Source organism: Hyphobacterium sp. CCMP332 (assembly GCA_014323545.1).
GTDB lineage: Bacteria > Bacteroidota > Bacteroidia > Cytophagales > CCMP332 > CCMP332.
Genome location: CP058647.1, coordinates 1886639 through 1899138, shown reverse-complemented (window position 1 = coordinate 1899138; position 12500 = coordinate 1886639). Strand labels below are relative to the sequence as shown.

At 36.0% G+C, this 12500-nt stretch carries 9 protein-coding genes; 7 read left to right on the top strand and 2 right to left on the bottom strand.

Features of this window, described 5'->3' with window-relative positions; genetic code table 11:
- Nucleotides 1-20 precede the first annotated feature (20 nt).
- The 6 genes from HZR84_08295 to HZR84_08270 all read left to right on the top strand — a co-directional run bounded on the left by HZR84_08295 (nucleotide 21) and on the right by HZR84_08270 (nucleotide 4805).
- Nucleotides 21-848, top strand: a complete 828-nt coding sequence (locus tag HZR84_08295) for a hypothetical protein (GenBank protein QNL21938.1) — start codon at nucleotides 21-23, stop codon at nucleotides 846-848.
- 91 nt (nucleotides 849-939) lie between these two features.
- Entirely contained in the window at nucleotides 940-1803 is an 864-nt protein-coding gene (locus tag HZR84_08290; GenBank protein ID QNL21937.1) for a T9SS type A sorting domain-containing protein, read from the top strand.
- 76 nt (nucleotides 1804-1879) lie between these two features.
- Nucleotides 1880-2671 (top strand): hypothetical protein, encoded by a 792-nt coding sequence (locus tag HZR84_08285; protein ID QNL21936.1) that lies wholly within the window; start codon nucleotides 1880-1882, stop codon nucleotides 2669-2671.
- Between the two features lies 1 nt (nucleotide 2672).
- Nucleotides 2673-3206 (top strand): dCTP deaminase, encoded by a 534-nt coding sequence (locus HZR84_08280; protein ID QNL21935.1) that lies wholly within the window; start codon nucleotides 2673-2675, stop codon nucleotides 3204-3206.
- Between the two features lie 4 nt (nucleotides 3207-3210).
- Entirely contained in the window at nucleotides 3211-3894 is a 684-nt protein-coding gene (locus HZR84_08275) for a phosphoadenylyl-sulfate reductase (protein QNL21934.1), read from the top strand.
- Complete coding sequence (locus tag HZR84_08270) at nucleotides 3891-4805, top strand: NAD-dependent epimerase/dehydratase (protein QNL21933.1); 915 nt, start codon at nucleotides 3891-3893, stop codon at nucleotides 4803-4805. Before HZR84_08275 ends, HZR84_08270 begins: the two co-directional genes overlap by 4 nt.
- 48 nt (nucleotides 4806-4853) lie before the next feature.
- Here the strand turns inward: HZR84_08270 and HZR84_08265 are convergent, their stop codons facing one another.
- Complete coding sequence (locus HZR84_08265) at nucleotides 4854-5132, bottom strand: hypothetical protein (GenBank protein ID QNL21932.1); 279 nt, start codon at nucleotides 5130-5132, stop codon at nucleotides 4854-4856.
- Nucleotides 5133-5366: 234 nt separating this feature from the next.
- On the opposite strand from HZR84_08265, the gene HZR84_08260 reads away from it, so the two are divergent.
- Nucleotides 5367-9080, top strand: a complete 3714-nt coding sequence (locus HZR84_08260) for a BamA/TamA family outer membrane protein (GenBank protein ID QNL21931.1) — start codon at nucleotides 5367-5369, stop codon at nucleotides 9078-9080.
- Nucleotides 9081-9134: 54 nt separating this feature from the next.
- On the opposite strand, the gene HZR84_08255 is transcribed toward HZR84_08260, so the two are convergent.
- A complete protein-coding gene (locus tag HZR84_08255; GenBank protein ID QNL21930.1) occupies nucleotides 9135-12479 on the bottom strand; it encodes a lamin tail domain-containing protein in 3345 nt (1114 codons plus the stop codon).
- Between the last annotated feature and the right edge of the window lie 21 nt (nucleotides 12480-12500).

Sequence of the window (12500 nt, the reverse complement as noted above, 5' to 3'; positions counted from 1 at the left end):
TTCTTCTCTGCCTTCTTTTAATGAGCTTTAAAGCAAGGTCACAGGATATGATCATTAATACTGAAAATGACACAATTGTTTGCAAAATTATTCATCTAAACGATCAATATATTCAATACCATTTCCCGGATTCTTCAATACAAAATGTACTTTCAATCGCCAGAAACAAAACCTTAAAGATATTCTATGCAGATAGGGTGATTGAGACTGCAAATGGAAAAAGCAATAATTATATAATTTTTCAACAGCCAGAATGGCGAGCTGATCTGGGTTTTGGTTATTCCTATTTTCTCGAACGGCCCTTAAAAGACTTCGGCCCTGATTATGAAAAATTTTTTGCCTCGCTCAGAAATGGTCATTCCTTATATGCTGAAATATCAAAATTTCCGGATGTCAGATTTGGTGCTGGCATTGAATTTCAAATTGGGCGGTACAGCAGTTCAATCGAAAATGTGATCATTTACGACACGCTGCTGGTATTTCAGGATATTGGTAAAGTAGAAGAGGAAGTCCAGATATTTTATTTACAACCTAAAGGTTTTTATGCCATGTTTTCTTCGACATGGGATTTTGTTGCCGGTGGAGGTATAACATTAGCTCATTTAAATCGAAACATTAATGTTTTGAATGAAAAACATTCGTTCAAGGGTGAAAGTATTGGCATTGGCTTTAGCACAGCAATTGACAGAAAAATATCCACCGGGTTTTCTATAGGAGTAAGAGCATCATTAAATCTTGTTATGCTTACTACCATTCGGAAAAATGGAAAAATGATAGAACTTGAAGAAGGCAACTATTTCAGTGCCTCACAATTCTCTTTGAGTTTGGGAATAAAATATTTGCTTTAACATGGGTTCGGTCGCGCCTGTGACAAAAACTGCCAATTCATTATTTGAAAGGTTCATGTTAAAAGTCAAGTATTTATAAATTGAATAAAAAATGAAAACTTTTAGCATCCTTGTGTTTCTGGCCATAATTTCTATGGTTTTCTTAAATTTTATTAATATAAGCTACTATATTAAAAACAACGGTTCTCCAGGTGGAAACACAGGCGCTCCGGGAGAATGGGGTGGACGAACTTGTGCAAATCCGGCCTGTCATAGTGGAACTGCCATTTTTCAAACAGGTATGATATCTTCTGATATTCCTGCAGCAGGATATATTCCGGGTAATACATATATAATTTCTGGAACTGTTTCGGAATTTGGAAGATCAAAGTATGGTTTTGAAATTTCTCCACAAGACTCAGCAGGCAACCTTTTGGGTAGTTTGAACATTACTAATTCTGTCGAAACAAAATTTACAAATCAAGGAAAATCTATTACGCATACATCATCGGGAAACACTGGAGCCGGTGCTACAAAAACATGGTCATTCAATTGGACTGCACCTAATGATGGAACTGATATTGTCACTTTTTGGGGGGCATTTAATGCTGCCAATGGTGATAATACCAATTCAGGAGATATTATTTACCGTTCCTTACTTACAGTTGAACTTGATTCCGGCCAGATATCGGCAAACCATTTCAATGAAAAACCCAAAGTCTTTGTTTACCCTAACCCATTTCTTGATCATATTACAATAAGAAATGATGAAAATTTAAATCATAGAGGAATTGTGACAATTCAAAATACAGAAGGAATAACTATGCTTAAAAAGAGAATCCCTCATGGTTTAAAAAAAATTAAGCTTGATTTGTCTGAATTAAGGTCAGGCAATTATATTATCACTTATTCAAATTCAACCGGTCAATTGTTATTCACCAAAAGAATTGTCAAGGTCAATCCCAATCTATATTAATAATACATAACTTCGCAGCCTGTTTCTATGGCAAAATAAAATATGCTATTTAATAGTATTTGAGCGTTGTAAATCAATGGGGAAAATCTATTATATTATTTTAAGCTTAATGCTCATTGCGTGCAATGAAAGTTCCGAAGGTGATCCTGAACCCGAATTTACACTCGAAAATGAATTGCAATTGTCAGAATTCGTACTCGAAGAAATAATTGATAATCCATCGCAATACGGCACAGTAGTAACAGAAAGTGAATTTATCGATACTTATCTGCAAAGGGTTAAGGATAGCCTATTAAATTCGGGTGGACTAAATAATTCCGAGAAATACAATTGGAATATTTTATTGATCGATGACAGTATGGACGCCAGAATCTTTGCAGTTCCCGGTGGTAAAATCTTTCTGTCAAGTGCTACAATTCTTCTAATGCAAGGAGAATCGGAATTAGCTTCATTAATGGCAAGAGAAATGTCATATGTGAATAATGGATTAGCTCTTGAGCAAATAATAAATGTGTATGGAATTCCTTTAACTCTTGAATCATTTACAGATACGAATCTTACAAATATTCCGGCAATGACCGATCTTTTAATTAACAGCCCTTATACTGCAGAAAACGAATTAAAAGGAGATTTGAGTTCTGTCAAGTTTCTATGTGGTCTTGCCTATCAAAGCGATGCACTTGCAAATCTGTACACTAGAATTATATCGGATTCAACTAATCCAATTTCAAAAAATTTCACTTTTTATCCACTGGACAGCCTAAGAACAAATGCTATAATTGAAGAATCAAATAATCTCAATTGTACCGGAAGCAAGAACTATTTTTCGAGCTTTCAAGTTCTAAAAGACTCTCTTAGAAAAATATAGAATGATACTATCAGGACTTGAAATACAAAAAAGACTGGGAAGCCAGATTGATATAGAACCTTTCAGTGAAAAGCAATTAAATCCGAATTCCTATAATCTAAGACTTCACAACGAGCTGTTGGTTTACGATGATGAAGTTTTGGATATGAAAAAACCAAACACATTTCAGAAAGTCATAATCCCGGAAGAAGGTTTGATACTTCAACCCGGAAAATTATATTTGGGTAGAACAGTAGAAAAGACCTTTACAAAGGGTCTTGTACCAAAATTAGAGGGGCGCTCTTCTGTTGGCAGATTGGGCATACATATTCATATTACTGCAGGTTTAGGTAATGTTGGAGCAAAAGGACATTGGACTTTGGAAATATTTTGCATTCAGGCGGTTAAAATTTATCCAAATGTGGAAGTTTGCCAGGTATATTTTCATGAATTATTAGGAGAATACAAAGATTATCGGGAGGGCAAATACCACAACAATTCGGAAGTACAACCAAGTATGATGTACAAAGAATTTATTTCAGATAAGAAAAATTAGATCAATGAACACTGAAGAGCTGATTGAAAAGGAAATTGCTCTATTTAAGGCAAAATTAAAGGACTATAAATCCAGAGGACTTAAAATTTTTGCTTCGTCTTCTTTTCAAAGTCACAGCCTTCCTATGCTTCATATCTTAGCTTCCATAGATAATAGTCTGCCTATTTATTTTTTAAACACTGGATATCATTTTCCTGAAACATTGGAATTCAGAGATCGAATTAAAAATGAATTCCATTTAAATGTTGTAAATCTTGTGTCTCCCATTTCCAGAATACGACAAAAAAATTCTCAGGGAAATTTGATGTATACCACAGACCCGGATCAATGTTGCTATTTCAACAAAACACTTCCAATGGAGCCTGTTCTGTTGAAACACGATGTTTGGATTAGCGGTGTAAGGAAGGATCAAAATGCAAATAGAAGCCAATTTGAATATGAAGAAAAGGGCGTAAATGATACCTTGCGTTTTCATCCAATGATAAACTGGTCGAAACAAATGATCTGGCATTATATTCGAACACATAATTTACCCCAACACCCACTTGAAAACAGCACTTATTTAAGCATTGGGTGTGAACCTTGCACAAGAAAAATGTCTTTTGCAGATAATGACGAAAGAGATGGCAGGTGGCAAGGTTTGAAAAAAAATGAGTGCGGTTTGCATACTGAGCTTATTGGAAAATGAATATCCTAATTACAGGTGGAGCCGGATATGTCGGCTATTCAATGATTCACCAAATTCTATCTGATTTTCCGGAATCGAGGATTAGGATATACGATAATCTGTCAAGAAAAAATTATGCTTTATTCCTTAATGGAGAAATTGACTCACAAAGAGTTAATTTTATTGAGGGAGAAATATTGGATAGCAGAAAGCTCAAAAGAGCTTTGAAAAATACAGATATAGTAATTCATCTGGCAGCCAAAGTTACAACACCCTATGCTGATTTTGACGCACATAGTTTTGAACAAGTCAATCATTGGGGAACAGCAGAATTGGCAATGGCAATTGAAGAATCCGATGTCGAAAAAATATACTACTTAAGCAGTTTATCAGTATATGGCACACACACAGATCCGATAAATCTCAACACTGACCTGGTGCCTCGTTCCTTTTATGGCATTTCCAAATTAAAAGGAGAGGAGCATATAAGAAGGCTAAAAAGTACGAAAGATGTTTATATCATTAGATCCGGCAATGTTTATGGTTTTAATCCTGCAATACGATTGGATGCCGTGATAAACAGATTTATGTTTGAAGCCAATTATACCGGAAGATTATCAATTCACGGTAGTGGTGAACAACATCGCGCATTTATACATGTTGAAAAACTTGCAGGGATTTTAAGTTCAATGCTTAATGGTGGGCCTACCCCGGGTGTTTATAATTTGGCGGAATATAATTTTTCGATTAACCATATCGTCGATAAATTAAAAACTCTTTATCCTGAGCTTGAGTATATTTTTGTAAATCAAAACATTAGAATGCGCGATGTGTTGATTGATGAAAATGAAAAGCAATTGCTTGATTTAATTAAAGAGAAAAAGAATTTTCTTGAAGAATTAAAAGATTTTAAATCCTCATTTTCATTTTGAAAAATACTATAAAGACCTTTCTTCTAAAAGGTAATATTTCAATTTTGGTTAAGCCATAACTTCCGAAAACCCGGACTTCGACCCTATCAATGCTTTGATGTTCAAACAGGATTCGAGAATTAAAGCATTAATGCGAATAAATTCTTTTCTTCCTCTATCATCACAATCACAGCTTTTGCTAAGTGCTTGATAGCAATCTGCCATAATTTCATTGATTCTGGCTCTGCCATCCTTACTTAGCGTTTTACCTTTAATCTGAATTGCATCTTCAATACTTTTGAGATTTTCCAATATCTCGCTGGCATGTACCAATTGATTTAAATCCATGATTTAATTTTTGCTTACACCTAAAATAATGGATAATCAGGTCAAATTGTTTGGACATAACAGTTTAATAACTTTCGAAATGGCTGAAACCGACTTTTAATGATTTAATTAAATTTTATTAACGATCAGGAAACAAATGGAACCATCTTTTTACTTGTTTTTCAAGCTAAATATTGGAATTATTTATAATGCTTTTATTTCATTTTATTTAGATTTCATGTTTCATATGGCATTTTGAAACTTTTAATTTTAACCATATTAAGCTTATTGTTTGTCGACCCTGAATTATATTCTCAGGAAATTAAGCAAGAATTCTATTTCGTTTCAGGTGTTTATCAAAATGATTCTATAAATCAAAATGCCTTTTCTAAGCTAATTGAAGACCTGGCTCTATCTTCTCATCCCAAGACTTTAGTTTTTTTAGGAGATTATCACAGAATAGATTCTGAGGAGGGTGAAGATGATGATAAATTAATGGGCTTTCTTAATGATTTACCTCATAGTGAAAGCATTAATTATGTATTTATCCCGGGTTTTGAAGAATGGGACCGTAATAACTCAAATTCCAGTAAAACAATAGATAGATTAAATTCAGAAATTGCTGAAACACTCGAAGGTCAAAACTATTTGTTAGCCGATAATGCCTGCCCCGGGCCCTATGAACTTAATATTGATGAAAATTTAACCCTGGTTTTAATAAATGACTATTGGCTCTTAAATGATTTCGACGTTCCAAAACTAGATCAGGGCTGTTCATATACCAGAAAAGTTGACTTTCTTCTTGCCATCGAGGAAATTTTAAAACGGAATGCAAATAAACGGGTTGTTTTCTCAGCAATAAATCCGATAGCATCGTCCGGGCCCGTAGGAGGAAAGTTTAAACTGAAGCACCATATTTTCCCTTTTTCAGTCAAAAACCAAAGCAATTATATACCACTGCCTTTTCTTGGTAGTTTTTATATAGCTTATCGAAAATTGCTTGGAAATCCGAGTGATTTGAGTAATATCAAAAGTAGGTTTTTTAGAAATTATCTTAGCAATACGTTATCCAAATCACAGGAATTATTATTGATTTCAGCAAACGAAGATCATCTTGATTACAGAACAATAGAAAACCTCAAACAGGTAATAATAGGGTCATTGAGCGGATCATCTTACAGCAATTTCAAATCAGATGAAGGTTTTAATTCAATTTCCAATGGCTATGCAAAAGTCATTTACGGGACTGATCACAGTTTAAGAATTGAACTGCATTCTTCTTTTCGGAAATTATTTGAAAAAGGTATATTTCCCGCCAAACCCAAAGATACAGTAACAATAAAAAAGGAATACAGCGACTATGAGAATAAAAAGGTAATCGCTTCAGCAGATAAAGATTTAAAAAAAGCCAATAAAAAAAGACCTGGCTTAATGGGCTTAAATTACCGTAAAGAATGGGTTACTGAAATTAAAGAGGTGCCTGTGTTTAACTGGGGTAAAGAATTTGGCGGACTTGAAATTGTTAAAAAAGGCGGGGGTATGCAAACACGCTCTTTACGTCTGGAAACCACAGACAAGAAACAATATGTATTGCGATCTATAAAAAAATATCCGGAAAATGCCGTTCCTGCCGAAATAAGAGGTACAATATTTGCTGAAATTATTAATGATCAAATTTCCGCTTCTCACCCATATGCTGCTTTTGCCGTTCCAAAACTGGCCGATGCTGCTAATGTTTATCATACCAATCCAAAATTGGTTTATTTAAATGATGACCCTCGTTTGGGAGATTACAAATTTGATTTTGCCAATGGCTTGTATTTGTATGAAGAACGGCCCGCACATGAAAGAAGAGACGTACATAGCTTTGGCAGTCCAAGGGATATTGAAAGCACCTTTGATATCGTGGAAAAAACCCAAAAATCTGCGAAACATCAAATCGATCAGAAATGGGTGGTGAAATCGCGACTTTTTGATATGTGGTTGGGCGATTGGGACAGACATGACGATCAATGGAGATGGGCAGAATTTAAGGTAGATGATGAACACAAATTCTACAGGCCTATTCCCAGAGATAGGGATCAGGCATTTTTTTATTCAGACGGCTTATTATTAAATCTCGCATCCAGAAAATGGGGTATTCCAAAATTTCAGGGTTTCGAGTCAGAAATTCGCGATGTAAATGGCCTCAGTTTTAATGCAAGATATTTTGACCGGTATTTTATTACAGAACCTGATTTAAGCGACTGGATTGCTTCTGCGGATACATTACAACAAAAACTTAGTGATCAAGTCATAGAGGCTGGAATTAAAGATTTACCTAAAGAAATTTATGACATAAGAGGTGATCAAATAATAGAAAAATTAAAGCGTAGAAGGGATGATTTGGAAATCTATGCTGAAAAATATCACAATTTTCTGTCTAAAACCGTCAATGTTTTGGGTACCAACAAAGCGAATCGTTTTGAGGTCCGAAGATTGGAAAATGGAAATACACTAGTCGAGGTTTATGAAGTTGGTAAAAAATCGAGAAATGAAAAGGATAAGCTTTACGAAAGAGAATTTGTATTTGGGATTACAAAAGAGATACGACTTTATGGACTAAAAGGTAAAGATGAATTCAATTTAAAAGGAAATGCAAATAAAGGAATAAAAGTAAGAATCATTGGAGGGGGCGGAAAAGACAAAATCCGGGATAGTTCCAAAGTAAAAGGATGGAGTAAAAAAACTATTGTCTACGACAAAAAGAAAAGTACTAAAATCGAAAAGAGCGCTGAGACAAAAATTAAAACTGCCAATAGAGATGAAGTAAATGAATATAACCGAAGAGCATTTATGTATAATAAATTGTTGCCTTTCGTTTATATTAATTACAACCCTGATGATGGTATTTATTTAGGTGGTGGCCCTATTTATACAACCCACGGATTTAGAAAAGAACCATTCAAAACCCAGCATAGCGTATTGGGAAATATAGCCCCGAAATCAGCCAATTATAATGTGAACTACCGCGGTATTTTCACCGATGTAGCAGGTAAACTTGACCTAAACATTGAGGCCTTAATTTCAACACCAAGTTTTAGTACATTTTTTTATGGATTAGGTAATAATTCTCTGCTCAGTGAGGAGCGCCTGGATGAAGACAATCAATATTACCGAGTGCGATTTGATACTGAAAAGCTAAAAATTGGGTTTCAGGGAGATTCAAGAAATCAAAAACATCATTTTAATTTTGGCCTGAATTATCAGCGTGCAAATATCAAATCGGAGATAAACGAAGATCTTGACGACGACCCCCGATTTATTTTGGATTTAAATAACGATAGTACAACTGATGACCTATTAAGAGATTTCAGATTTGCGGGTCCATATCTAGAATATCAGTTCGACTCGCGAAATGATAAGAAATTTGCCGAAAGAGGAGTTTTATTGAATCTGAAAAGCAATTATTTCTATGATGTCAAAAATGGAAATGAAAATTCGGTGCTCTTGAGTGCCGACCAGTCATTTTTCTTTACACTAAGTCATAGATTTAAAACAGTACTTGCTCTTAGGGCTGGTGGAGATGCAATTATAGGAAAAGCGCCCTTTTTTCTTCAACCGAGTATTGGTGGATTAAAGAAATTAAGAGGGTTCAGAAGAAATCGTTTTCGAGGAGAATATAGTTTTTATCAGAATTCGGAGCTCAGATTCAGACTTTTCACTATACAAAATGAATTTCTTATTAGTGATTTGGGGGTTTTGCTTCTTCATGATATTGGCAGAGTATGGTCAGATGATGATACAGATGTCACTAGGGTTTACAGCAGCAATGAAATTGAAAAATTTAAGAATACTAATGATTGGCACCGTGGTTACGGATTTGGAGTTTGGCTTGCACCTTTCGATATGGCCGTTTTAAGTGCCGATTATTCATTTGGAAATGGCGGCGATCAATCTCTCTTTGTAAGGCTTGGCTTTTTATTCTAGCAAAAAAAAAGCCGTCTTTTTCAAAACGGCTTCATTAATTATTAATAATAAACTTTAATCGGTGATCACGATAATCGATCTGTACAATTCGGAATCATTTGAAATTCTAATAATGTATTGACCACTTTTCAAACTTTCAAGATTCAAATTAAGCACACTGTCTTTTGATCTTTCTGAAAAGATAACCTTACCTAATAAATCTATAACCTGAACTTCACTTCCCGCTTTAGAAATACCTGCGATGGTAATTTGGCCATTAGAAGGATTGGGATAAACTTTCAGATTATCAGTATTTAGCTGATTAGCTATTGAACTGACCAAATCCAAATCAGAAGATCTTCTTGGTAGCAACAGATAATCAGAATCAAATGGTGTGCTAAGGTCTAATTGACCTCCGAGGCCAGTCACATTGTACAAACCGTTAGGTTCCGTAGATCCATAAAGGTCACAATCGTTGTCAATTCGTATAGTAAAGGTATCGCTTGCATTGAAGAACCTTACATCAAAGCTTGCACCGGAATTTGTCCAGTTGCCCTCCGATAGATACTCAACATTTTGCAATTGAACCAAATTGGACTCGGAGAATTCATTAAGTGTTATAACAACAGATGGAGATTTTAAAGTGTTTCCTGTAGATACTACCACAATTGAATCCGCAACTATACGTGTTAATCCAAATACCTGATCAATGGTACCAATTACACGTAATTCATCGCCTTCAGTCAAAGTGTAGCCCAATCCTGTTGAAGAGAATACAGCAATTCCATCATCATTATTGTTAGGATCAATCAGCGTGAATTCCAGGCCTCCGGCAGCAGCTCTGAAGTTATCTCCATATGCCACTCCTGTTAATTTACACTCCGTTCCTGCGGAATCCGCTACACCACTTGCATTAATACCAATTACATCACCGATTGTGTAGCTAGGCAAACCAGGACCTATGACCGGCATAAAGCTCGCTGAATCAATTGCAAAAACCTGGTATCCACTAGTGTAGGGGTCAGATCCATCAAACTGACCACCAAAACAAATTAAATCAAAAGGTGCAGCCGGTGGTGTAGTCTGACTATGAACAGGTAGATCGCTGTCAACTCTTAAAACAAAAGTATCTATACCATTTGTGATGTCTATATTGAATGAAGAACCTCCGGCAGAAGCTGTCCAAATTGCAGGATCAACAAAACTCATGTTGTTCATTTGCAACAATTTAGATTCTGTAAATTCCCCAAGAGAATCCACAACCATAGGTGCCGGAAGCGCATTTCCAGAAGATATAACATTAATTACGGTGCTGTTAGTAAATTGTGACAAGCCATTGAACTGTCCAACCTGACCAACAATTTCAACGCTGTCTCCTACATTCAATACCGGTGGGTTTGCACTACCCGGTTGGAAAATTGATATGCCTCCCGTAGCATCCTGCAAGGTCACGCTTCTATTACTACCTCCAATATCCGGTGTAGTTACAATTGCATATACCCGACAAACTACACCCAGTGAATCTGCAACTCCAACATTTGTGGTTCCACCTAAATTATCATTCCCTCTTATGGTTCCTATATCATAGGTTGGGACATCATCATTTACAATGGTCAAAGTAAATAATGTATCCAGCCCGTAAAGTGCTCCGGAAATATTTCTCAAAGCAAATTCAACTGTTTTATCCGAATTGACAAGTGCATTGTCAATAATGGTTACATCGAGAATAAAGGAATCAATTGCGGTATTCGAAAAATTCAGGGTAGTATCATTAAATGTAAAATCAGCACCCAGCACCGCTGAACCATTCCCTGTGTTAACTACATCTACAGTGGCTGGAGAACTTAGAGTATCACTTGTTGTAATAATTATTTGGTAAAAACCTCCATCTTCATTTACATTATCAGCAGCTGTAGAGAAACTAATTACATCTCCGGATACAGTGAGAATTTCCAAATCGGAATATCTTGATGGGAAAATTTGATATCCGGCATCATGTGGTGCAGAGAAATCAAATTGAGATCCAACTCCGGTTACATTAAATAGTCCGGTTGGTACCGGATTTCCTTCAAAATCCAATTCGTAATCCCTGTCTACTCTTAAAGTAAATGTATCAGATTGCAGTGTAACAATTGTATAGTTATTTCCACTTCCGGTAATATCAAATGAATCCTGAGTATTGTTTATAATTCTAACAGAATCCAGTTTAACATATCGACCTTCAGTGTATTCATTCAAAGTATCAGTATTCTCTGCCGTATACAAATTGGTGTTTCCAATTAAATTGATAGAGTCCGCAGAAAATCGGGTTACCCCATTATTAAAGGCAACAGTTCCAAAAACTCTTATAATATCACCTTCAGCCGTTCCGCTAGGATAACCGGGTATGGGGTCAGCACCAGTAACCCAAATTCCAGCGGTTCCATCCTGCATAGCAAACTCTGAGGAATTAAAACCCTGATCCGGATTGTGTACTATTCCTGTTAATTGAGCCTGAACTCCAAGAGAATCAGGCGAAAGGTTGGAATCCAGGCCTTTTACCTGTTCTATCAAATAAGCGGGGATAGAACTACCACAAACCTGTGCATTGTGAATTCCGAGATTGTTAAAATTTTCTCTTGGTAATACATACCATTGGTTGGAAACAACATTAGTCCATGAGGTATCTCCTGAATTAACAGAAGGGTCTCTCACTAAATCATTTTCATTGGTTGCTCCAGCCACGCCATTTATACCATTTACAGTCCAACTTGATCCTGGATCAATGCCATATACACCTATTACATCAATTATTTGGCCTGTGCTATTATTCAATAAACGCAAAGCATCATCTCCGTTGTAAAAAGTTGAAGAACTTGTAGTATCTGCCACATTGAGTATTTCCGTTGCCGCACTAGGATTTGCAATGACATACACTTCACCGGGAGCTAAACTCCCATCCATCTGAAATGTATCGGTGTTAGTAGTGCCCCCATTATTATCTCTGAGAACAGAATAGTCGCTTAGGTTTACAACTGCGTTTGTTGGATTGTAGATTTCGAGTGCCTTATTATTAGACGCACCCTCAAGATACTCTGAAAAATAAAGATCAGAACAAGCGGTCGAAACTGCATTAACCTGAATTGTTCCGGCCATTCCATTCCCGACATGAGGATCACATCTGTAATCGTAGGAACCGGGGATTGTAAAAACATGCGTAAATGGCCAGTTTGCTGAACCACTTCCAGAAACAGCAAAACCTCCAAAACTTTCAGGGTTTAAAGGATAAGTTGCCTGCGTACCATTAACATTATGGCTCCCTCCGGTATTTGTCCAAACTACCGTATCACCAACATTTATATTGAGGGCTGAAGGAATAAAGGCCGAAGCTCCCGAAGTTTGAACATCGTATCTCTGCTGAGCGAATGTGCTAAAGCTCAATAGCGAAAAAACTAAAAAAAA

What these genes read in the sequence shown, in the direction of transcription:
- HZR84_08295 (QNL21938.1), top strand. Translation starts at nt 21, where the DNA reads ATGAGCTTTAAAGCAAGGTCACAGGATATGATCATTAATACTGAAAAT.
- HZR84_08290 (QNL21937.1), top strand. Translation starts at nt 940, where the DNA reads ATGAAAACTTTTAGCATCCTTGTGTTTCTGGCCATAATTTCTATGGTT.
- HZR84_08285 (QNL21936.1), top strand. Translation starts at nt 1,880, where the DNA reads ATGGGGAAAATCTATTATATTATTTTAAGCTTAATGCTCATTGCGTGC.
- HZR84_08280 (QNL21935.1), top strand. Translation starts at nt 2,673, where the DNA reads ATGATACTATCAGGACTTGAAATACAAAAAAGACTGGGAAGCCAGATT.
- HZR84_08275 (QNL21934.1), top strand. Translation starts at nt 3,211, where the DNA reads ATGAACACTGAAGAGCTGATTGAAAAGGAAATTGCTCTATTTAAGGCA.
- HZR84_08270 (QNL21933.1), top strand. Translation starts at nt 3,891, where the DNA reads ATGAATATCCTAATTACAGGTGGAGCCGGATATGTCGGCTATTCAATG.
- HZR84_08265 (QNL21932.1), bottom strand. Translation starts at nt 5,132, where the DNA reads ATGGATTTAAATCAATTGGTACATGCCAGCGAGATATTGGAAAATCTC.